The organism is Marinobacter sp. MBR-99, from assembly GCF_040547575.1.
In the GTDB taxonomy this organism is placed as follows: Bacteria; Pseudomonadota; Gammaproteobacteria; order Pseudomonadales; family Oleiphilaceae; genus Marinobacter.
The window spans coordinates 1-22,080 of record NZ_JBEPPY010000004.1; the positions used below are offsets into that span (position 1 = coordinate 1).

Consider the following 22,080-nt stretch of genomic DNA (forward strand, 5'->3'; position numbering starts at 1 on the left):
AGCCGGCATTGAATCGCTTTATTATCGAATTCGGTGACCGTCTGGACGGCCACCTGTAATGGGGTGGGCAGTTACACAGATTTATTTACAGGCTCCTGCCATGAGCCCAAATAGTTAACGGAGAGCTGGCATCTTGCGCTCTGGAATCTGTCCTAACCCTCCAACCCCTTGAAAAACTGCTGGACATTCTCGCTGAGGGTGTCCAGATCATACCCGCCTTCCTGCACCACCAGCGTCGGCAGGCCCAGCTGGCGGATGTGGGTGCTTAATCTGCAGAAGCCCTCGGATGTTACCGAGACCTTGGCCTGCGGGTCGTTTTTGTAGATATCAAAGCCCAGGGTCAGGATCAGTGCATCCGGCTGGTACAGCCGGATTGCGGCCAGGGCCTCCTCAACCTTGGCAAAGAAGTCGTCCTCGCTGGCGCCATGGGGCATCGGCATATTGATGTTGTAGCCGTAACCTTCGCCCTCGCCCCGTTCATCCTCAAAACCACTGACCACCGGATAGAAGTTGGTGGGGTCGCCGTGAATGGAGATGTACAGCACGTCGCTGCGGTCGTAGAAAATCTCCTGTATGCCCTGGCCGTGGTGCATATCGGTATCCAGGATGACAGTGCGCGGAAACCGGCTTTTCATATGCTCGGCGGCAATGGCCGCATTGTTCAGATAACAGAAGCCCCCTGCCGCGTCTTTGCGGGCATGGTGGCCTGGTGGGCGACACACCGCATAGGAGGTGCGTTCACCAGCAATCAGGGCATCCGCCGCGCCCAGGGCGGTCTGGGCCGACCAATAGGCCGCTTTCCAGGTGTTCTCGCCAATCGGGCAGCTGCCGTCCGCCAGGTAACAGGCGGCCTCGGCCAGTATGCCGCGCATGGCATTGGGTGAGCGCACGAAGATATTGGACATCACCTCATCGCCCCAGTCCTCGTTTTCCATCCATCGACGATGGGCGGATTCCAGGAAACGAAGGTAGCCCAGGTCGTGCACCTTCGAAATGGGCGCCGCGCCCTGATCGGCCGGCTGAAGAACCGGAATCCCCATCTCCTTCAAGCCTTCCAGCATCTGGCTGGTGCGGTCGGGAACCTCCTGAGGCTGACGCATCTGACCACGGGTGAAATACGTTTTGGGAATATGCAGATCCTGCGCCGGATGAAAAAATGCCTTCATTGAACCGCCTCCTCGGGAGTCTGGAAATACTCTTCCGAGTATAGGCAGTGACACTGAGGGGTCAACGAATCGCCGGCCGCGTTTTTTACACGCTGCCTTTACAGGCCGGCGATCAGCATCCACTATGAAAGACGTTCCAATACACCCGCGCCCCGTCGCACCCGGGCGCACCCAGGTTATTGAAGAGGAGCCGAAATGATCGAGTCACCACTGCTGAAAAACCTGACAGGCTACATCGGTGGGCGCTGGACCGACAGTGCCGGCGGTAACACCTTTGATGTGTTCAATCCAGCCACCGGCGAAGTGGTTGCCAAAGTGCCGTCCATGTCAGAGCAGGATGTGCTGGATGCCGTCGAAGCAGGCAAGTCTGCGCTCCGGCTCACCAACCCCTGGCCCATCGAGACCCGGCGCAAGTGGCTGGAAGACATTCGCGATGGTTTGAAAGAACATCGCGAGGAAATTGGCCGAATCCTGTGCATGGAGCACGGTAAGCCGTTGAAGGAAGCCCAGGGCGAGGTGGACTACGCTGCGGGTTTCTTCGATTACTGCGCCAAACACGTCAACGCCCTGGATGCCCATACCATCCCTGAGAAGCCCAAGGATTGCACCTGGACCGTTCATTACCGGCCTGTTGGTGTGACCGGGCTGATCGTGCCCTGGAATTTTCCCATTGGCATGATTGCCAAAAAGCTCTCGGCTGCCCTGGCGGCCGGCTGCCCGTCTGTGATCAAGCCGGCCAGTGAAACGCCGCTGACGATGGTGGCCTTCTTCAGCGTGATGGACAAGCTCGGGTTGCCGGATGGCATGGTCAATCTGGTCATGGGCAAGGCCAGCATGATCGGCAAGGTGCTGTGCGAGCACAAAGATGTGCCGATGCTCAGCTTTACCGGTTCCACCGAAGTGGGCCGCCGGTTGATTCTCGATACGGCGGAGCAGGTGAAAAAACTGGCGCTGGAGCTGGGCGGTAATGCACCGTTTATCGTCTTTGACGACGCCGACCTGGACGCCGCTGCTGACAACCTGATCGCCAACAAATTCCGTGGTGGCGGCCAGACCTGCGTGTGCGCCAACCGGATTTTCGTGCATGAAAAGGTCGCGGAAGCTTTTGGCCAGAAGCTGGCTGAGCGGGTTAACAAGATGACCGTTGGCGATGGCATGAAAGACGGGGTCGACATTGGCCCGCTGGTTAACCAGGCCGGTTTCGACAAGGTCAAACGCCACCTTGAAGATGCCCTTGAGAAAGGCGGCAAGCTGGTGGCCGGCAAGCAGCCGGCGGAGTTGGGCAAGGGTCTGTTTTTCCCGCCCACAGTGGTCATGGGCGTAAATCGTGAGATGTGTTGTTATCAGGAGGAAACCTTCGGCCCGCTGGTGCCCATGGCTCTGTTCCGCACTGAGGAAGAAGTCATTGATGCCGGTAATGACACTGAGTTCGGCCTGGCGTCCTACGTGTTCACCGCCGATGCCGAGCGTGCCCAGCGGGTCGCCGCTGGCCTGCGCTTTGGTCACGTTGGCTGGAACACTGGAACCGGCCCCACGCCGGAAGCGCCTTTTGGTGGTATGAAAGCCTCCGGTATTGGCCGTGAAGGTGGTCTGGAAGGCCTGTTTGAGTTTGTGGAAGCGCAGACGGTGCCCAGGGGGTTCTGAGTAAAAGCCCTCAGCCCCTTGGCTATTGGAGGTGTCGCACGGGGGAGGTTCCCCTTCAGGACACGCTACGAGCACCCGCACGCGGGTCCAGCCTGCAATCCTAGATTGCATTCGTTCGGCTGTCGCATGAAGCTTCGCTTCATAAGCGCTCGGCCTCACCCATGTGCGCTTGACTGTGGCCATCCATGGCCACAGACAGTCCTGAAGCGGAACCTCCCCCGCGCTCTTTCTGACTGTGGGTGACGGCTTATCAAATCATAAGCCTGAAATAACGTAGTTTGGCGCCCATCGCGTAATCCAGCCAACTAGCGGAACATACCCCCGCCCGACAAACCTACTTTTCTCCTGTTATACTCTCAGCCCTGTTTATTTAACCAGTAAAAAGCCAGGTGCTATGGACGTATCCCACATTATCGACCCCCTGAACGACGCCCAGCGCGAGGCCGTTACTGCCCAGAACGATCACCTGCTGGTGCTGGCCGGCGCGGGCAGTGGTAAAACCCGTGTACTGGTGCACCGCATTGCCTGGCTGATGACGGTAGACCGGGTACCGCCCACCGGTATCTTGGCGGTGACCTTTACCAACAAGGCCGCCAAGGAGATGCGCTACCGCATCGAGGAGATGATGAACATTCCCTCCCGCGGGTTATGGTTCGGTACCTTTCACGGCATTGCCCACCGCCTGCTGCGCTCCCACTGGAAAGACGCCGGCCTGCCGGAGAATTTCCAGGTGCTGGACAGTGACGACCAGCTGCGCATGATCAAACGGGTGATGCGGGAGTTCCAGATTGATGAAAGCCAGTGGCCGCCCAAGCAGGCCCAGTGGTTTATCAACAGTCAGAAAGACGAAGGCCTGCGGGCGGATCACATCCAGGAAAACCCGGGCGATCACTTCACCAGCACCATGCTGAAAATCTACCGCCAGTATGAAAAGCTCTGCCAACAAGGCGGGCTGGTGGATTTTGGCGAGCTGCTGCTGCGCTCCCACGAACTGTGGTTGCACCGGCCGGAACTGCTGAAGCATTACCAGCAGCGTTTTCAGCATATTCTGGTGGACGAGTTCCAGGACACCAACACCATTCAATACGCCTGGCTGCAGGTGCTGGCCAGCAACCGGGTGCCGCTGACCGTGGTGGGTGACGACGACCAGTCGATTTACGGCTGGCGTGGCGCCAAGATTGAGAACATCCAGCAGTACCAGCGGGACTTTCCCAATGCCCGGCTGGTGCGCCTGGAGCAGAACTACCGCTCCACCCAGATGATCCTGAAGGCTGCCAACTCGGTGATCGCCAACAACCAGGGCCGTTTGGGCAAGGAATTGTGGACCGACGGCCCTGATGGCGAGCCCATCAGCCTGTACGCGGCGTTCAACGAGCAGGATGAAGCCAATTACATTGCCGATTCCATCAATGCCTGGGTCAGCGACGGCAACCTGCGCAGCGAATCGGCCATTCTGTACCGCTCCAACGCCCAGTCCCGGGTGCTGGAAGAGGCGCTGATGCGCCAGGGCATTCCCTACCGGGTATATGGCGGCCTGCGCTTCTACGACCGCCAGGAAATCCGCAACGCCCTGGCTTACCTGCGCCTGGTGCAGTACCACCGGGACGACGCTGCCTTTGAACGGGTAGTGAACATCCCCACCCGGGGCATCGGCGCCAAGAGCCTGGCGGAGTTGCGGGAATACGCCACCGAGCAAGGCATTTCCCTGTGGGAGTCCGCTGAGCGCCTGCTGGCGGCGGGCCAGGTAAAAGGCCGGGCCAAAACCGGGTTGCAGTCGTTTATGGAGATCATCAACGGCTTGTCTGAAATGGTCGGTGAAGCGTCATTGCAGGGGCTGATGAAGCAGGCCATCGAGGCCAGTGGCCTGAAGGACTACCACGCCAGTGAAAAAGGCGAGAAGGGCCAGGCGAGGGTAGAGAACCTGGAAGAACTGGTGAATGCGTTGTCGGATTTCGAGGTGGAAGACGGTGTCGACCCGCTGGCGGAGTTCATCGCCCAGGCAGCACTGGATGCCGGCGAAGCCCAGGCCGATGCCCATGAAGACAGCGTGCAGTTGATGACCCTGCATTCCGCCAAGGGGCTGGAATTTCCGCTGGTGTTTCTGGCGGGCGTGGAGGAAGGCTTGTTCCCTCACAGCATGTCTCTGGAAGAGCCGGGGCGCATGGAAGAAGAGCGGCGCCTGGCTTACGTGGGAATTACCCGGGCGATGAAAAAGCTGGTACTCACTTACGCGGAATCGCGCCGTTTGTACGGGCAGGAAAAGTTCCACGCGCTGTCGCGGTTTGTGCGGGAGATCCCGGCGGATTGTCTGCAGGAAGTGCGGTTGCGCAATACGGTGACGCGCCCGGCGATGGTGGGGCGCCCCAACGAAAGCATGTTCAGCCAGGACTCCGCCCAGCAGTCGGGTTTTAGTCTCGGCCAGCGCGTTCGCCATCCGAAGTTTGGGGAGGGTATTGTGATGAACTCTGAGGGGACCGGGCATCACACTCGCGTGCAGGTGAACTTTGATGAAGGGGCCAAGTGGCTGGTTCTGGCTTATGCTCCGTTGGAAGCCTGCTAGTTGGTGTTTGGTCCGGCTTGGGGATGGCCTGTTTAAAACACGCCTCAAGACGTCCTGTTCGGCTTGGGCTCCGCCAGCCCTGTGCGAGCACCAAAACCGGGAAGGCCTACATCAAGACGGCATAAATCACACCCGCCAATGCGATACGGTAGAGAACGTAGGGCCACATGCCTACCTTGTTCAGCCACTTCAGGAAGAAATGAATGGCGGTGATCGCCATGATAAACGCCGTTACGCCACCGACCAGAAATCCGGTCCAGTCCACTGCTATATCAGACGTCGCAGCCTCCAGAAGCTTCACCGCCGAAGCCAGTGCGGTAATCGGAATCGCCAGCAAAAAGGAAAACCGGGATGCCGTCTGTCGGCTCATGCCCAGCAGCAGGCCGGCGGTGATGGTGGCGCCGGAGCGGGAGGTGCCGGGGATGAGGGCCAGGGCCTGTGCGCAGCCTACCAGAAGAGCATCTTTCCAGGTCAGCGAATCCAGGGTCCGGCCCTTGTTCGGGCGCCAGTCGGCCCAGCCCAGGAGCAGGCCAAAGATCAGGGTAGTGAAGAAAATCACTTCCACCGCCCGCAGTTCGTTGTCGATCATGTCCAGCAAGGCCAGCCCGGCCAGGCCCGCAGGGATGGTGCCGATCACCAGGAACCAGGCCATATTGCCCTGACCAATCATCTGGCGCTTGCCCAGAGATAACAGTCCATCCCGGGTAATGGCGAAAACGTCTTTGCGGAAATAAAGCACCACCGCCAACAGGGTGCCTACGTGAACGGACAGGTCAAAGCCGACACCCTGGTCAGTCCACTCGAAAAAGGCGGGGATAAGGATCAGGTGGCCGGAGCTGGAGATGGGTAGGAACTCGGTCAGCCCCTGAAGAATGCCGAGAAAGAACGCCTGAAAAAAGTCCATGTGGTCCTGTCCGTCTGGTGGGAGAAATCTCTCCCGGTTTGCCAGCGGGCGATAGTATCAGGCGCGGGCGGGGCTGAACAGGCGGTGTGGATTACCCGCAGGACAGGAGCCCTTGCGGGTAATGTTTATCTTGCTCAGGCAGGAAAGTGGCCACGGGTCTTGTTGGCGATGCGAACCAGCATGAGCATCAAGGGTACTTCCACCAGCACCCCCACAACTGTCGCCAGCGCGGCACCCGATTGCAGGCCGAACAGGGCGATGGCGGCGGCTACTGCCAGCTCAAAGAAATTGCTGGCACCGATCATGGCGCCGGGCGCAGCAATGCAGTGGCGTACCTTCCAAAGCTTTGCCCAACCGTAGGCGATGAAAAAGATCAGCACCGTCTGGATGATCAACGGCACGGCAATCAGGGCAATGTGCAGCGGATTTTCCAGAATAACTTCGCCCTGGAACGCGAACAGCAGTACCAGGGTGACGATCAGGGCCGCCGGCGTCACCGGCCCCAGGCGTTTCATGAATACGTCGTCGTACCAGCGCTGGCCGTGCCGGGCAATCAGGATGCGGCGTGTGAAATAGCCGGCGGTCAGCGGAATCACAATATAAAGAAGTACTGATATCAGGACGGTATCCCAGGGTACCTGGATATCCGAAATCCCCAGCAGGAACACCACAATCGGCGCAAAGGCAAACAGCATGATGATGTCGTTCAGGGACACCTGTACCAGGGTGTAGGCGGCGTCGCCACGGGTCAGGTAACTCCAGACAAACACCATGGCAGTGCACGGAGCAGCACCCAGCAGGATGGCGCCGGCCAGGTATTCACTCGCCAGTTCTGGTGCGATGAAGGGCTCAAACACCACCATCAGAAAAAACCAGGCAATGGCAAACATGGTGAAAGGCTTGATCAGCCAATTGACCGTGGTGGTAATGGCAAGCCCTTTGGGCTCTTTTCTCACGCCGACAATGGCGCTGAAATCGATCTGGGCCATCATCGGGAAGATCATCGCCCAGATCAGAATCGCAATGGGAACAGACACCTGTGCATATTCAAAACGGGACAGGGTTTCCGGCACAGACGGCGCCAGTTGGCCCAGTGCCACACCGGCAACAATCGCCAGGGCAACCCAGACAGACAGATAACGTTCAAAAACACCCATGCCGCCGGATGAAGATTCTGCGGCCAGCTCGTTACTGCTCATTGGACTTCCTTGAAGGTGTTGCTGCCAATACCCGACCTGTTGTCGGTGTCTCGAACAGGTTCGGGGCAACGTTGGGAAGGTTCTGGCGTTTCATGATTCCGGTTTCGTCCTTTACGACATCGCCTTGTCACACTATTATGCATAAAATTACATATTCGTAAAATCGTATATCTGGAAATATGGATATGAAGCGTCGAGTCCTATTTGTATGCACTGCAAACAGCGCCCGCTCCATCATGGCGGAGGCCCTGCTCCGGTACATGGCCGGTGACCAGTTTGAAGTGGCCAGTGCCGGCACTCAGCCCACAGAGCCCCACCCCTTGGCAATACAGGTATTGTCGGAGGCCGGCATTGCCACTGATGGGCTGCATAGCAAGCCGCTGGCCGAGCTGAAGGGGCGATACTGGGATTACGTGATTACCCTGTGCGAGAAAGCTGCCCGGGAGTGCACGGTAGTTGGCCAGGGTGCCCAGCAGATTGCCTGGGACTTTCCCGATCCCGCAGAAACCAACCGCCACGCCACCTTTGCCCTGACAATGAGAGAGCTAAAGGAACGCGTCGGCCTGTTTACCCTGGTGCACCAGAAAGAAACCGGCCTCAAGCCCGCTGACTACAACCCGGTGGCCATCTTCAAAGCCCTGGGGGATGAGCTGCGACTGGCGGCCCTGCTGTTGATACAGGACCAGGAAAAACTGTGTGTATGCGAGCTGACCGAAGCCTTCGAGGTGTCGCAGCCCAAGGTCAGCCGCCACCTGGCGAGCCTGCGTGATGCCGGGTTGCTGGAAACCGAGCGTCGTGGCCAATGGGTCTATTATTACCTTAACCCCAGGCTGCCGGACTGGGTGGCGCGGGTTCTGGATGAGACCGCCTGGAGTAACAGGGCATTGATCGAACGCCCCCTGGCGCAGCTTCAAGCCATGGCGGATCGCCCGGTGGTGCGGTGTCCCTGATCATTAACGAATAGACGGATTGCGAAGATCGCAAGGAGAACACCATGAGCAGGATCAAAGTAGGTATTAACGGGTTCGGACGCATTGGCCGGCTGGCGCTGAGGGCTGCCTGGGGCTGGCCGGAACTCGAGTTTGTTGCAATCAATGACCCGGGAGCAGACGCGGCAAGCCTCGCGCACCTGCTGAATTTCGACAGTATCCACGGCCGCTGGAGCCATGAAGCCAGTGCCGATGGCGACGACATGGTGATTGAAGGTCAGCGCCTGCGCGTGACCCGTAACCGGGCCATTTCGGACACCGACTGGTCTGGCTGTGATCTGGTGATTGAAGCCAGCGGCGTGAACAAGAAAGTCGAGGTTTTACAGGCCTACCTGGACCAGGGAGTGAGGCGGGTGGTGGTCAGCGCACCGGTGAAGGAAGCGGGCGCCAAGAACATCGTGCTGGGGGTGAACGAACACATCTTCGACCCGGCCAGCGACCGCATTATCACAGCGGCCTCCTGCACTACCAACTGCCTGGCCCCGGTGGTCAAGGTGATCCATGAGAAACTGGGCATCAAGCACGGTTCCATCACCACTATTCACAGTCTGACCAACACCCAGACCATCATTGATGCGCCCCACAAGGATCTGCGCCGGGCCCGGGCCTGTGGCAGTTCACTGATTCCCACCAGTACCGGCTCAGCCACCGCGATTATCGAGATCTTTCCGGAGCTCAAGGGCCGGCTGGACGGCCACGCGGTGCGGATTCCGCTCACCAACGCATCACTGACCGACTGTGTGTTCGAGGTGGAAACGCCCACAGACAAAGACACAGTAAACCGTTTGTTGAAAGAAGCCGCCGAGGGAGAGTTGAAAGACATCCTGGGCTACGAAGAGCGCCCTCTGGTCTCCATCGATTACAAGACCGACCCGCGCTCCTCCATCGTTGACGCCCTGTCCACGCTGGTGGTTAATGGAACCCAGGTGAAAATCTACGCCTGGTACGACAACGAGTGGGGCTACGCCAACCGCACCGCGGAGCTGGCGCGTAAGGTGGGCCTGGCCTGATATGAATGCCGCCATTCGCCAGTACCTGGTGATCACCGGCAACTACTGGGCCTTCACCCTCACGGATGGAGCCCTGCGGATGCTGGTGGTGCTGCATTTCCACCAGCTCGGGTACTCGCCCCTGGAGATCGCCCTGCTGTTCGTGTTTTACGAGTTTTTCGGGGTGGTGACCAACCTGGTAGGGGGCTATCTGGGCGCCCGTATGGGTCTGAACCGCACCATGAACATCGGGCTGTTTCTGCAGATTGTGGCGCTGGCCATGCTGGCGGTGCCGGCGGCCATGCTGACCGTGCCCTGGGTGATGGCGGCACAGGCGTTGTCTGGTATTGCCAAAGACCTCAACAAGATGTCTGCCAAGAGCGGTATCAAACTGCTGGTGCCGGATGAGCAGCAGGGCACCCTGTACAAGTGGGTGGCCATCCTGACTGGCTCCAAGAACACGCTTAAAGGCGTGGGTTTTTTTCTGGGTGGCGTGCTGTTGATGGCGGCGGGTTTCAAGGGTGCCGTGGTGATTATGGCGGTGGGCCTTGGTCTCGTATGGCTGGCCAGCCTGTTCCTGCTTAAGAAGGAGTTGGGCAAGAGCAAAGCCAAACCCAAGTTCACCGATATCCTGTCCAAGAGCCGTGCCATCAACGTGCTGTCGGCGGCGCGGATGTTCCTGTTCGGGGCCCGGGATGTGTGGTTTGTGGTGGCTTTGCCGGTGTATTTGCACACGGTATTTGGCTGGGATCACTGGCAAGTGGGAGGATTCATGGCCAGTTGGATCATTGGCTACGGCTTTATCCAGACCATAGCGCCCAGGATTACCGGCAATATGGAAGGCAAGAAACCGGCGGTACTCTGGGCCGCGTTCCTTGCGCTGACTCCGGCAGCCATTGCCAGTGGCCTGATGGCGGGCTGGTCGCCGCAGGTGGTTATTGTCGGGGGGCTGTTGCTGTTCGGCGTGCTGTTTGCGATCAACTCCGCCCTGCACAGTTATCTGATTGTCAGCTACGCCAGGGGCGATGGCGTCTCGCTGGATGTGGGGTTTTACTACATGTCCAACGCTGCCGGCCGGTTATTGGGTACCATCCTGTCCGGTTGGGTGTATCAGGTGTCTGGGTTCGAAGCCTGTTTGTGGATTTCGGCGGGGCTGGTGGCCATGGCGGCGTTGCTGTCCATCATGCTGCCTGAGCGGCGGCAGGTGATGGCTTGAGTAGGCGCTAAAAACGAACCACCAGGCCAGCACCGGCTTCCACCTGCAGGTATCCGCTGCTGCGGAACTTGAGCTCACACCCGCCAGAGCAGAACACCGAGCCGCCCGAATCCAGGGCGGTGTAGACACCCCGCAAGTCTAGTCGCAAGCGCAATTGTTCACTCAGGAAAAACTGGTAGCCGCCGCCGAGTGACAGGGCGGCTCGATGGTGGGTGTCGTAGCGGGAATCGTCCGGCTCCAGCCGGGTAACGCCCAGCACGCCGGAGACAAACCCCCCGTAGGTTTTGCCGCCCGGAAAGTAGAGCCCGCCGAACTGCAGCTGGTAGATGGTCAGGTCGATGGAGCGGGTGTCCGGGGCGAACAGGCCGTTGTCCAGCCGGGCCGAGGTGCTTTGCCGGCCAAAGTAGAGTTCCCCCTGTTTGCCCGCTTCCGGCAGGTCGAAGTTGACCACCAGCCCATGGCTCACGGAATCGCGAAAGCGGATCTGGTCATCGGTGCTGGCGCCGGCCGTCTCGATATCCACCGAGCCACCCATGCGGTAACCTGCAAACGGTGACAAACCGATGTCTGCCGTCGCCGGTGATGAGGCCAGCGCCAGGGTGAGTGTGACAGCGGTGAGGGTTCGAATGTTCATGGGCGCCGATACTCTGCGGTCGGTTACTGGCAAGATGGTGTGCAATGGTGTAACCATTACAGATTCGGCAGACCCTGCCAATAGGGCTGAACAAACCGTGTAAAAGGGAGGTGTTATGTCTGAACCCCAAGTGGTTGTGATTACCGGTGCCAACCGTGGCATTGGCCTGGAGCTCGCCCGGCATTATGCGGGGCAGGGCTGCGAAGTGATCGGGGTGTGCAGGCAGTCCTCGGATGAACTGTCAGAAGTGGCCAAGCAGGTGATTGACGGGGTGGATGTCACCACTGAGGCCGGTATTGATGCACTCAAAACCGGCCTTGCGGGCAAGTCCATCAGCCTGCTGATCAACAATGCCGGGCTGTTGCAGGATGAGCAACTGGGCAGCATCGATTTCGATTCCATCCGCACCCAGATGGAAATCAACGCCTATGCACCCCTGAGAGTCACCGAAGCTCTCGTGCCGCTAATCCGTGAAGGGGGCAAGATCGCCAACATCACCAGCCGCATGGGTTCCATTGCCGATAACGACTCCGGCGGCCGCTACGGCTATCGCGCCTCCAAGGCGGCCCTCAATGCCTTCGGTAAATCACTAGCCGTGGACCTCAAACCCAGGGGCATTGCCGTGGCCCAACTGCACCCGGGTTATGTGAAGACCCGAATGGTGAATTTTGGTGGTTTGATCACTCCGGAAGAGTCCGCCAAAGGGCTGGCTGAGCGCATTGCCAACCTGAACCTGGAGAACTCCGGTTCGTTCTGGCACAGCAACGGTGAGGAATTGCCCTGGTGAGCCGGGGCTGCCGGGCACCAAAGTGGTATGGGCAGGTTCTTGGCGGGCGAGCTAGGCTGCAGGCATCATCAAAAAAAAGACAAAATATGATTGGGTTGCTTCGGCGTTACCCCCTGCCAGTGATTGTATTGGCGCAACTGTTTGGCACGTCCCTCTGGTTCAGTATCAATGGGGTCTGGTTATCCCTGTCTGGCGAGTTGGGGCTGGCGGAATCGGATCTGGGGCGGCTTACCCTGTCGGTTCAGGCCGGTTTTATTGTCGGTACGCTGACCCTGGCGGTAACCGGGCTGGCTGACCGTTTTGGCGCCAGTCGGATTTTTCTGGTCTCCAGCGTCCTGGGCGCCCTGGCCAATGCCGGTTTTGTGCTGGTGGCGGGAGTGTTTCCAGTGGACAGCCTGCTGCGATTCGCCACCGGCCTGTGCCTGGCCGGTATTTACCCCTTGGGCATGAAACTGGTCATAGCCTGGACGCCAAACTACGCCGGCGCCGCTCTGGCCTGGCTGGTAGGCATGCTGACACTGGGCACGGCTCTGCCTCACCTGATGCGGGGAGTGACCTTGGGGCTGCCATGGGAATGGCCGTTGCTGGCGGCGTCGGTTCTCGCGCTGGCGGGCGGATTGCTGGTATTCCTGCTGGGGGATGGCCCGCACCTGCCCAAAGCCAATGGCGGGTTGCCGATCAGCCAGGGGCTGGCCGCCCTGCGAATTCCCCGGTTCCGGGCGGTCGCCGGCGGTTACTTTGGCCACATGTGGGAGCTCTATGCGTTCTGGACTCTGGTGCCGTTACTGATTGCCCGGGAGTTAAACCGCCTGGGGCAGGGTGAAGCGCTCGTGCCCTGGCTATCGTTCGCGGTCATCGGTATCGGCGCGGCCGGCTGTATCGGCGGTGGCCGGCTCAGTCGAACCCGGGGCAGTGAGTGGGTGGCGCGGCGGGCGCTGATGGTTTCCGGGGCGCTATGCCTGCTTTACCCATGGTTGAATGGCCAGGCGCCAATACTGCTGATCGCGTTACTGATGATCTGGGGCATCGCCGTGGTGGCGGATTCGCCCCAGTTCTCGGCCCTGGCGGCGGCCACCGCGCCAAAAGAAATCGTGGGTTCCTCACTGGCGGTGATGAATGCCGTCGGTTTTGGCCTGACGTTACCCGCTATCTGGATCACCAGCGGTTTGTGGAGTACCTGGGGCGTTTGGGTGGCGTTACTGTTATTGCCCGGGCCGGTGTTCGGATTGCTGTCGCTGGGCCGAAGCAAGACGCCAGCCTGATATAATCGCCCGATTCAGCCGCCCCACCTGTTACGGATTGCCATGACCCCGCGAATTCTTCTGTTATCCGCCTACGACGCCGCCAGCCACCAGCGCTGGCGGAACCAGCTGGTGGCGATGTGTCCCGACTATCACTGGCAGACTCTGACGCTTCCTCCCCGGTTCTTCCAGTGGCGCATTCGCGGTAACCCGGTAAGCTGGCTGGCCGAGCCATGCCTGTCACAACCCTGGGACCTGATAGTCGCCACGTCCATGGTGGATCTGGCCACCCTGCGGGGCCTGCATCCCCGGCTGGCAACCACTCCATGCCTGCTCTATATGCATGAAAACCAGTTTGCCTTCCCGGTGAGCGAACAGCAGCAGGCTCGGCTGGAGCCGCAGATGGTGAATCTATACAGTGTGCTGGCGGCGGACGCGGTAGCGTTCAACAGCGCCTGGAACCGGGACAGTTTCTTGCGGGGCGTTGACGCCTTACTGAACAAAATGCCCGATGCGGTGCCGCCGGGGGTGGTGCAGGCATTAACAGAGAAATCCCGGGTGCTGCCGGTGCCGATTGAAGACCGCCTGTTTGTCGGCCAGGGGCGCGCGTTGAACTGGCAGTGCCCACATCTGCTCTGGAACCATCGATGGGAATACGATAAGGGGCCGGATCGCTTGCTGGCGTTTTTGCAAACGCTGGCGGGCCGGTCCATGCCCTTTCGTTTGAGTGTGGTGGGGGAGGGCTTCCGCCGTTACCCGGAGGCATTTGACCAGATCCACCGGCAATTTGCAGACCAGATCAAACACTGGGGCTTTTTGGAAAGTCGCGAGCAGTATGACCAGCTGCTGGGCGAGGCGGATATTGTCCTGTCTACTGCATTGCACGACTTTCAGGGCCTGGCGGTGCTGGAAGCCATGGCCTCTGGCTGCGTGGCCCTGGCGCCGGACCGGCTGGCTTACCGGGAATATGTGCCCGAGTCTGGCCGTTACCGGAGTGATGAATCGAGCCCGGAAGCGGAAGCCAGGGCTGCGGTTAACTGCCTGGAACAGATCGTGGTGGATAAACCCGCTTCTACGTCCCCTGATGCCTGGCGGGCGTCTCGGTTGACGGGGCGTTATCAGGCCCTGCTGGATGACCTGATAGCTGGCCGTTAGGTTGGTCTGGCGCCAACTTGCGGGCCTTACAGGCCGTGCCTAGACTGGATATTATCCCGCCGTTTCAACAAGGATGGTATCCATGGAGTTCCGCACCCTCGACGGCAATGAAGCCGTTGCCTCAGTGGCCTATCGGTTGAGTGAAACCATCGCCATCTACCCGATTACTCCGGCCTCTGTCATGGGGGAGCATGCCGACGACTGGGCGGCTCTGGGCAAACCCAACGTTTGGGGCCAGGTACCGGGTGTGGTGGAAATGCAGTCCGAAGCCGGCGCGGCCGGCGCCATGCACGGCGCTTTGCAGGCGGGCTCACTGGTGACTACGTTCACTGCCTCCCAGGGCCTGCTGCTGATGCTGCCCAACCTGTACAAGATTGCCGGCGAGCTGACGCCGTTTTGCATGCACGTGGCCGCCCGCAGCCTGGCCACCCACGCCTTGTCGATCTTTTGTGACCACTCCGATGTCATGAGTGCCCGGGGCACCGGCTTCGCCCTGCTGGCCTCTGGCTCAGTGCAGGAAGCCCAAGACATGGCGGCGATTGGTCACGCAGTCACGCTGGAAAGCCGGGTACCGGTGATGCACTTTTTCGACGGCTTTCGTACCTCCCATGAAATCGCCAAAATCGTCCCGCTCAGCGACGATGAACTGAAAGCACTGGTGCCCTATCAGGGTATTGAGGCCCATCGTAACCGCCGAATGACACCCGACCACCCGGTGTTACGGGGCACCTCCCAGAACCCCGATGCCTTTTTCCAGTCACGGGAAGCTGCCAACCCGTTTTACCAGGCCTTCCCGGAGCATCTGGACGCGGTGATGTCCCGCTTTGCCGACATTACTGGCCGGCAGTATCAGTTGTTCGATTATGTCGGTCACCCGGAGGCCGAGCGGGTCATTATCCTGATGGGATCGGGCGCCGAGTGTACCCATGAAACCGTCGAATGGTTGCTGGCAAAGGGCGAGAAAGTGGGCGTGCTCAAGGTGCGCCTGTTCCGGCCCTTCGCCACCGAGCGCTTCCTCGAGGCGTTACCAGATACCGTGCAGCAGTTGGCGGTACTGGACAGAACCAAGGAGCCCGGTGCCCAGGGCGAGCCACTGCTGCTGGAAGTCAGCGGCGCCCTGATGGAAGCATTCAGCCGGGGTGATCGGCCCCATCTGCCCCGAGTGATCGGTGGCCGTTACGGCTTGTCATCGAGGGAGTTCACTCCGGCCATGGTCTGTGCGGTGTTTGATCAGATGCAGGAGCCAGCGCCGAAAACCCGCTTTACCGTGGGGGTTCGGGACGACGTTACTCATTTGTCCCTGGATGTGGACAGCGAGCTGGATATCGAATCGCCAGACACCCGGCGGGCGCTGTTTTTTGGCCTTGGTGCCGACGGCACCGTCAGCAGCAACAAGGCCAGTATCAAGATTCTGGGGGAGGGCACCGAACTGTTCGCCCAGGGGCACTTTGTTTACGATTCCAAGAAATCCGGTGCCACCACCGTCTCCCATCTGCGCTTCGGGCCGCATCCTATTCGTTCCAGCTACCAGATTGGGCAGGCCCAGTTTGTCGCGGTGCACGCGCCGCAGTTTCTCGAGAAGTTTGACGTGCTGGAACACGCTGCGCCCGGGGCGACAGTGCTCCTGAATGTGCCCTGGCCGGCGGAGCAGGCCTGGGAACAACTGTCGGTGGAAGCCCAGCGGGTGCTGGTGGAGCGCAAAGCCAGATTGTTCGTGATCGACGCCGCCAGCGTAGCCGAACAGGCCGGGCTGGACCGGCGAATCAACACGGTGATGCAGGTATGCTTCTTTGCCCTGGCCGATATCCTGCCCCGTGACGAGGCCATTGCCCATATCAAGGAATCCATTCGCCAGACCTGGGGCCGGCGCGGGCCGGAGGTGGTGCGGCGCAATGTGGAGGCGGTGGATTCCGCCCTGGATAATCTCCACGAAGTGCCGGTGCCTGGTACCGTAACGGCCACTCGGGCCCGGCCCCCGAGAGTGCCGGACGATGCCCCGGACTTCGTGCAGAAAGTTACCCGGCTGCTGATGGATGGTCAGGGCGATAAACTGCCGGTCAGCGCCTTCCCGGTGGATGGCACCTGGCCGACCGGCACCAGCCAGTATGAAAAACGCAGCATTGCCCAGGAGATACCGATCTGGGAATCGGACCTGTGTGTGCAGTGTAATTTCTGCACCATGATCTGCCCCCACACGGCGATCATCAGCAAGGTGTTTGAGCCGGACAGTGCGAAAGATGCGCCCGAAAGCTTCAGTGCGGTACCGGAAACCCACACCCCCGAGCTGGAAGGGCTGGACTACCGGGTTCAGGTAGCCCCGGAGGATTGCACCGGCTGCGGCTTGTGTGTGGAAGTCTGCCCCGCCAAGGACCGCACCCAGCCCAAGCGCAAGGCCATCAACATGCGCCCCGTTGAGGAGCATGTGGAAGATGAGGCCCATAATCTGGCATTCCTGCGCAGCCTGCCGGACGTACCTCGGGACCGAATTCCCCGGGACTTCAAATCCCTACCGTTACTGATTCCCCTGTTCGAGTATTCGGGGGCCTGTGCCGGCTGCGGTGAAACCCCTTACATCCGATTGCTCACCCAGTTGCTGGGCGACCGGCTGATGATTGCCAACGCCACCGGCTGCTCCTCGATCTACGGCGGCAACCTGCCCACCACGCCTTACACGGTGAATGCCGATGGCCGGGGACCTACCTGGAACAACTCGTTGTTCGAGGATGCCGCGGAGCTGGGCCTGGGTATGCGCATGGGGCTGAGCAAACTGGCTGGCCGGGCCCGGCAATTGCTGGAAGACATGAAAGCGCAGCTCCCTGTTGAACTCTACCAGGCCCTGACCGGCCCCTGTGTCACTCTCGACGAGAGCGCCATGGCGGCCCGGCGCGAAGCCGTCGCGCAACTGCGTATCTGGCTCGAAGGCCAACAAGGCTCCGAGGCACAGGAGCTGGATAACCTGGCGGATGAGCTTTGCCCCAAGAGCGTTTGGGTGATTGGTGGCGACGGCTGGGCCTACGACATTGGCTACGGCGGGCTGGACCATGCCCTGGCTTCCGGCCAGAACATCAAGTTGCTGGTGTTGGATACCGAAGTCTATTCCAATACCGGTGGCCAGCAATCCAAGGCCACGCCCATGGGTGCTGTGGCCAAGTTCGCCGCCGCCGGCAAGGAAACCCGCAAGAAAGACCTGGGCCTGCTGGCCATGAGTTATGGCCATGTGTACGTGGCCCAGATTGCCATGCAGTCCCACAGCAACCAGGCCACCAAGGCGCTGCAGGAAGCCGAAAGCTTCGACGGCCCGGCGTTGGTCATTGCCCACAGCCCCTGTATTGCCCACGGCTACGACCTGGTGCATTCCCCGGCGCAGCAGAAGCGGGCGGTGGACAGTTGGGCCTGGCCGCTGTACCGATTTGATCCACGCAGGATTGATGAGGGCCTGCCGCCATTGCAGCTGGATTCCGTGCGTCAGAAAGTGCCAATAAAAGCCTACATGCAGGAAGAGGCCCGGTTCCGGATGCTGGAACTCAGGGACCCGCAGCGATACGAGCTGCTGGCGGCCGCGGCCAGCCAGGCGGCGAAGGATCAGCGCGAGCTGTATATGCAACTGGCGGGCATCCATTTCGAACCCCATGAGTCGCCAGACCATCTGGGCGAGGGAGCCGACTACCATGACTGACCTGACAACCCGCTGGCTTGGGCTCGACCTGCGCTCGCCCCTGGTGGTGGGCGCCAGCCCGCTGACCGACGATCTGGATGCCCTCAAAGCCTGTGTCGAGGCCGGTGCCGGGGCGGTGGTGATGCATTCGCTGTTCGAGGAACAACTGGTGGCGGAGCAGATGGCCGCCCACCGGTTTATCGATTCCCGCATCAACATGGACGCCGAGGCCCGCTCCTTCTTTCCTGAATCCGAGGTGTTTGCCATGGGCTCCGGCAGTTATCTCAAGCGTCTGGAACAGCTTCAGGGTGCCCTGGATGTGCCGGTGATCGCCTCACTCAACGGCATCTCCCCCGGTGGCTGGACCCAACACGCCCGCGAACTGGAAGACGCCGGGGCATCGGCCATCGAACTTAACCTCTACGATCTGGCCACAGCCCCGTCCGATACGGCCACACGCCTGGAAGAGCGCCAGCTTGAGGTGGTGCGTTCGGTGGCCGGTCAGGTCAGCATTCCGGTCAGCGTCAAACTGTCGCTCTTCTATTCCGCGTTGCCGGCCTTTGTGGCCGAGGTGGAAGCGGCCGGTGCCCGGGGACTGGTGTTGTTCAACCGCTTCTATCAGCCGACGATGGATCTGGACGAACTGGAACTGAGCCGGGAAGTGGTGCTGTCCACCAGCGTCGAACTTCCGGTTCGGTTGCACGCCATGGCCATGTTGTTTAATCGCACCACCCTGGAAATGGCGGCCTCTGGTGGCGTTCACAGCGGGGATGATGCGGCCAAGGCGCTCCTGTCCGGTGCGACGGTGGTGCAGGTGGTGTCTGCGTTGCTGGCGGAGGGGCCTTCGGCAATGGCCAGAATTATCGGGGAAATGAACCAGCGCCTGACCAGGATGGGTTATGAAAGCCTTACCGAGGCCCGCGGTGCCTTGTCACTGGACAATGCCCCCAATGCCCAGAACTGGGAACGCCTGAACTATGCTCGCCTGTTGCAGGGCTGGCAGTCCACCGGGGGAACATCATGAGCGAGAACAAAAGCAAACCGGCATGCTTGAGGTGCCTAAAATTTGTTCTATCTCAACTCCAGAAATGGCTTTATGAACTACGCTGGTGTAATGCAGACCTGAACCAGTGCGTTAAGTCACTGAGGATGTGTTCAGCCCTTTGAGGTTCCCGGACAGAGCCTGTCTGCACAATGCGATTCAGGAAAGGAGACGCATCGTGACTGAAGACGAAAAATTGCCAGAAAATCCCGAAACCGACCTTGCTTCCCGATTCCCCACTGCCTACACGATTCTTTTCGGCCTGATTATTCTGGTCGCCGCGCTGACCTGGATTATTCCGGCCGGGCAGTACGAGCGTGCCATGAATGAAGAGGTCGGGCGGGAAGTGGCGGTTCCCGGCACTTACCAGACCGTCGATCCGAATCCCCAGGGGTTCGTTGATGTCCTGCTGGCACCGACTGCCGGCTTCTACGATCCCGACAGTTACGTTGCCAATGCCATCGATGTAGCCCTGTTTGTCCTGTTCCTGGGTGGTTTTTTGGGTGTGATGAACGCCACGGGCGCCATAGATACCGGCATTCGCAGCGCGATGCGGCACCTCAAAGGCCACGAGATCTGGATGATTCCGATATTGATGGTGCTCTTCGCGATCGGTGGCACGACCTACGGCATGGCCGAGGAGACCCTGGCATTCTACGCCATTCTGATCCCGGTGATACTCGCGGCCGGATACGATGCGGTTACGGGTGTTGCCATTATCCTGATCGGCGCGGGCATTGGTGTGTTGGGTTCCACCATCAACCCGTTCGCCACCGTGATTGCAGCGAATGCCGCAGGTATTCCGTTCACTGACGGCATCGTGCTGCGCTTCGTTCTGCTGATTGGTGGTCTTCTCATCTGCATCGGCTACGTGATGCGCTATGCCCACCGGGTAAAAACCGACCCATCGCGATCTGTAGTTGCCAAACAGTGGGCGGCGCACAAGAAGCTGTTTTTGCAGGACGATCATCAGGAGATCCACAGTGCCACCTTGACGACGACCCAGATGATTGCCCTGGTCATCTTCGCCCTGACCTTTGCCGTGATGATCTGGGGTGTGTCCTCCCAGGGCTGGTGGATGGCCCAGATGGGGTCCCTGTTCTTTGGTGCCGCCATCGTCATCGGCATCATTGCGCGTCTTGGCGAGAAGAAACTCACCGGCAGCTTTGTCGATGGGGCCCGGGACCTGCTCGGGGTTGCCCTGGTGGTCGGCCTGGCCCGCGGCATCGTGGTGATCATGGAGCAGGGCATGATCGCCGACACCATCCTGCACAGCGCCGAAACCTCCCTGGGCGGTCTGCCGGAGCTGGCATTTATCAACCTGATGTTCTGGATCGAGGTCGGCATGAGTTTCTTCGTGCCCTCGTCTTCCGGCCTGGCCGTCCTGTCCATGCCGATCCTCGCCCCGCTGGCGGATTTTGCCAACGTAGGCCGGGATCTGGTGGTTACCGCCTACCAGTCTGCCAACGGTCTGGTGAACCTGATCAATCCCACCTTTGCGGTTGTGGTTGGCGGGCTTGCCATCGGGCGGGTGTCCTACGATCGGTGGCTGGCCTTTATCTGGCCGCTGCTGCTTATTCTGACGGTGTTTATCAGCGTGGTCATAAGCCTTGGCGCCATACTGTGAGCATTCGACAAAAGGAGTTTTGTCATGTCTGAACAAACGCTTGGAGTGCATTCTGAAACCGGAACCCTGCGCCAGGTCATTGTCTGCCGGCCGGGGCTGGCTCACCGGCGGTTGACGCCGTCCAACTGCGATGCCCTGTTGTTCGATGATGTGTTCTGGGTCAAGCAGGCCCAGAAAGATCATGACGTGTTTGCCAGCGTGATGCGTGGGCGTGGCGTGGAGGTTCTGGATGTCAACGAATTGCTCGCGGAGACCCTGGCGATTCCTGAGGGGCGGGCGTGGATTCTCGACCACCGGATCAACTGGAACCACATCGGCGTAGGCATGGTGTCGGATTTGCGGGCCTGGATGGACGAGCTGCCGGAAAAAGCACTCGCCGAATTCCTGATCGGTGGTCTGGAGGTGGGGGATCTGCCCTTCGATCCCGTCGGTCTGTTCGGCAACCATCTGGGACGTTTCGGGTTCGTATTGCCTCCGCTGCCCAATTTCCTGTTCACTCGGGACAACAGCGCCTGGGTGTATGGCGGGGTCACCCTGAACCCCATGTATTGGGCCGCGCGCAAACCTGAAACCCTTCTGATGGCGGCTGTCTACAGGTTCCACCCGAAATTTGCCGGTAAGGTGCACGTGCATTGGGGAGACCCTCTGGAAGACCATGGCCTGGCCACCCTGGAGGGTGGGGACGTCATGCCGCTGGGCAATAGGACAGTGCTGGTGGGCATGGGCGAACGATCTTCACCCCAGGCCATAGGCCAGCTGTCAAAAGCCCTGTTTGATGGCGGCATGGTGGATCGAGTGATTGCCTGCCAGTTGCCGAAGTCTCGTTCCGCCATGCATCTGGATACCGTGTTTACCTTCTGCGGCGGCAACGTGGTTACTGCCTTCAAGGAGGTGGCCGATGCTGTGATCTGCTATGACCTCAGGCCTGGAGAGGGCGCCAAAACCCTGGCCTTCAGGCAGGACGACCGGCACCTGTTCGAGGTGGTCGCCGAGATTCTCGGCTACCCAGCTCTGGAGGTTGTACCAACCGGTGGTGACACGCCGGAGGAGCGTGAGCGGGAACAGTGGAACGACGGCAACAATGTGCTGGCCCTGAGCCCCGGGGTAGTTGTCGGCTATGACCGCAACGACGATACCAATGCCGCCCTCTCGGCGGCCGGTGTCGAGGTTCTGACGATACCGGGTGCCGAGCTGGGTCGAGGCCGGGGCGGCGGCCGTTGCATGAGTTGCCCCACCATCCGGGATGCTGTCTGACAGCAAAGGAGACGTCTC

The 22,080-nt window shown here is 60.1% G+C and carries 15 protein-coding genes and 1 pseudogene; 12 read left to right on the plus strand and 4 right to left on the minus strand.

Annotation, left to right across the window (positions count from 1 at the left end; translation table 11 throughout):
- Positions 1–152: 152 nt before the first annotated feature.
- Entirely contained in the window at positions 153–1,166 is a 1,014-nt protein-coding gene (locus ABIE59_RS04350; RefSeq protein WP_354444588.1) for a histone deacetylase family protein, read from the minus strand.
- A gap of 195 nt (positions 1,167–1,361) precedes the next feature.
- Here ABIE59_RS04350 and ABIE59_RS04355 point away from each other — a divergent pair, with 195 nt between their 5' ends.
- Together ABIE59_RS04355 and uvrD are read left to right on the plus strand one after the other, a co-directional pair.
- Positions 1,362–2,810 (plus strand): NAD-dependent succinate-semialdehyde dehydrogenase, encoded by a 1,449-nt coding sequence (locus ABIE59_RS04355; RefSeq protein WP_354444590.1) that lies wholly within the window; start codon positions 1,362–1,364, stop codon positions 2,808–2,810.
- 394 nt (positions 2,811–3,204) lie between these two features.
- Positions 3,205–5,370: a DNA helicase II gene (uvrD, locus tag ABIE59_RS04360; protein WP_354444592.1), complete on the plus strand. Its 2,166-nt coding sequence runs from the start codon at positions 3,205–3,207 to the stop codon at positions 5,368–5,370.
- A gap of 106 nt (positions 5,371–5,476) precedes the next feature.
- On the opposite strand, the gene ABIE59_RS04365 is transcribed toward uvrD, so the two are convergent.
- Together ABIE59_RS04365 and arsB are read right to left on the minus strand one after the other, a co-directional pair.
- The gene (locus ABIE59_RS04365) at positions 5,477–6,274 is read right to left on the minus strand and encodes an undecaprenyl-diphosphate phosphatase (protein ID WP_072676084.1); all 798 of its coding nucleotides are present in this window, start codon (positions 6,272–6,274) and stop codon (positions 5,477–5,479) included.
- 134 nt (positions 6,275–6,408) lie between these two features.
- On the minus strand, positions 6,409–7,473 hold the full coding sequence (gene arsB / locus ABIE59_RS04370; protein ID WP_354444594.1) for an ACR3 family arsenite efflux transporter: 1,065 nt from the start codon (positions 7,471–7,473) through the stop codon (positions 6,409–6,411).
- A 185-nt stretch (positions 7,474–7,658) separates the two neighbouring features.
- On the opposite strand from arsB, the gene ABIE59_RS04375 reads away from it, so the two are divergent.
- The 3 genes from ABIE59_RS04375 to arsJ are packed head-to-tail and all read left to right on the plus strand — an operon-like array spanning position 7,659 to position 10,667.
- Positions 7,659–8,423, plus strand: a complete 765-nt coding sequence (locus ABIE59_RS04375; RefSeq protein ID WP_354444596.1) for a metalloregulator ArsR/SmtB family transcription factor — start codon at positions 7,659–7,661, stop codon at positions 8,421–8,423.
- A gap of 44 nt (positions 8,424–8,467) precedes the next feature.
- Entirely contained in the window at positions 8,468–9,472 is a 1,005-nt protein-coding gene (locus tag ABIE59_RS04380) for an ArsJ-associated glyceraldehyde-3-phosphate dehydrogenase (protein ID WP_354444598.1), read from the plus strand.
- 1 nt (position 9,473) lies between these two features.
- Positions 9,474–10,667 carry an organoarsenical effux MFS transporter ArsJ gene (arsJ, locus tag ABIE59_RS04385; protein ID WP_354444600.1) on the plus strand — a complete coding sequence of 398 codons (1,194 nt, stop codon included), beginning with the start codon at positions 9,474–9,476 and terminating at the stop codon, positions 10,665–10,667.
- Positions 10,668–10,674: 7 nt separating this feature from the next.
- Here arsJ and ABIE59_RS04390 read toward each other — a convergent pair whose 3' ends face one another.
- Positions 10,675–11,301, minus strand: a complete 627-nt coding sequence (locus ABIE59_RS04390; protein ID WP_354444602.1) for a porin family protein — start codon at positions 11,299–11,301, stop codon at positions 10,675–10,677.
- Between the two features lie 115 nt (positions 11,302–11,416).
- On the opposite strand from ABIE59_RS04390, the gene ABIE59_RS04395 reads away from it, so the two are divergent.
- The 7 genes and pseudogenes from ABIE59_RS04395 to ABIE59_RS04425 all read left to right on the plus strand — a co-directional run bounded on the left by ABIE59_RS04395 (position 11,417) and on the right by ABIE59_RS04425 (position 22,062).
- Complete coding sequence (locus ABIE59_RS04395) at positions 11,417–12,088, plus strand: SDR family oxidoreductase (protein ID WP_354444604.1); 672 nt, start codon at positions 11,417–11,419, stop codon at positions 12,086–12,088.
- Positions 12,089–12,174: 86 nt separating this feature from the next.
- Complete coding sequence (locus ABIE59_RS04400; protein WP_354444606.1) at positions 12,175–13,350, plus strand: MFS transporter; 1,176 nt, start codon at positions 12,175–12,177, stop codon at positions 13,348–13,350.
- 42 nt (positions 13,351–13,392) lie between these two features.
- On the plus strand, positions 13,393–14,484 hold the full coding sequence (locus ABIE59_RS04405) for a tRNA-queuosine alpha-mannosyltransferase domain-containing protein (protein WP_354444608.1): 1,092 nt from the start codon (positions 13,393–13,395) through the stop codon (positions 14,482–14,484).
- 82 nt (positions 14,485–14,566) lie between these two features.
- On the plus strand, positions 14,567–18,160 hold the full coding sequence (gene nifJ, locus ABIE59_RS04410) for a pyruvate:ferredoxin (flavodoxin) oxidoreductase (protein WP_354444610.1): 3,594 nt from the start codon (positions 14,567–14,569) through the stop codon (positions 18,158–18,160).
- Positions 18,153–19,082 (plus strand): annotated as a pseudogene (locus ABIE59_RS04415) (dihydroorotate dehydrogenase-like protein); the annotation flags it as partial. The gene nifJ and the pseudogene ABIE59_RS04415, both read left to right, overlap by 8 nt.
- A gap of 277 nt (positions 19,083–19,359) precedes the next feature.
- The gene (locus ABIE59_RS04420) at positions 19,360–20,808 is read left to right on the plus strand and encodes a YfcC family protein (RefSeq protein ID WP_354444614.1); all 1,449 of its coding nucleotides are present in this window, start codon (positions 19,360–19,362) and stop codon (positions 20,806–20,808) included.
- A gap of 24 nt (positions 20,809–20,832) precedes the next feature.
- The gene (locus tag ABIE59_RS04425; RefSeq protein ID WP_354444616.1) at positions 20,833–22,062 is read left to right on the plus strand and encodes an arginine deiminase; all 1,230 of its coding nucleotides are present in this window, start codon (positions 20,833–20,835) and stop codon (positions 22,060–22,062) included.
- Positions 22,063–22,080 lie beyond the last annotated feature (18 nt).

Coding starts and splice junctions, on each gene's coding strand:
- nifJ (WP_354444610.1), top strand. CDS start 14,567: ATGGAGTTCCGCACCCTCGACGGCAATGAAGCCGTTGCCTCAGTGGCC.
- ABIE59_RS04380 (WP_354444598.1), top strand. CDS start 8,468: ATGAGCAGGATCAAAGTAGGTATTAACGGGTTCGGACGCATTGGCCGG.
- ABIE59_RS04350 (WP_354444588.1), bottom strand. CDS start 1,166: ATGAAGGCATTTTTTCATCCGGCGCAGGATCTGCATATTCCCAAAACG.
- ABIE59_RS04395 (WP_354444604.1), top strand. CDS start 11,417: ATGTCTGAACCCCAAGTGGTTGTGATTACCGGTGCCAACCGTGGCATT.
- arsJ (WP_354444600.1), top strand. CDS start 9,474: ATGAATGCCGCCATTCGCCAGTACCTGGTGATCACCGGCAACTACTGG.
- ABIE59_RS04355 (WP_354444590.1), top strand. CDS start 1,362: ATGATCGAGTCACCACTGCTGAAAAACCTGACAGGCTACATCGGTGGG.
- arsB (WP_354444594.1), bottom strand. CDS start 7,473: ATGAGCAGTAACGAGCTGGCCGCAGAATCTTCATCCGGCGGCATGGGT.
- uvrD (WP_354444592.1), top strand. CDS start 3,205: ATGGACGTATCCCACATTATCGACCCCCTGAACGACGCCCAGCGCGAG.
- ABIE59_RS04400 (WP_354444606.1), top strand. CDS start 12,175: ATGATTGGGTTGCTTCGGCGTTACCCCCTGCCAGTGATTGTATTGGCG.
- ABIE59_RS04405 (WP_354444608.1), top strand. CDS start 13,393: ATGACCCCGCGAATTCTTCTGTTATCCGCCTACGACGCCGCCAGCCAC.
- ABIE59_RS04425 (WP_354444616.1), top strand. CDS start 20,833: ATGTCTGAACAAACGCTTGGAGTGCATTCTGAAACCGGAACCCTGCGC.
- ABIE59_RS04375 (WP_354444596.1), top strand. CDS start 7,659: ATGAAGCGTCGAGTCCTATTTGTATGCACTGCAAACAGCGCCCGCTCC.
- ABIE59_RS04365 (WP_072676084.1), bottom strand. CDS start 6,274: ATGGACTTTTTTCAGGCGTTCTTTCTCGGCATTCTTCAGGGGCTGACC.
- ABIE59_RS04390 (WP_354444602.1), bottom strand. CDS start 11,301: ATGAACATTCGAACCCTCACCGCTGTCACACTCACCCTGGCGCTGGCC.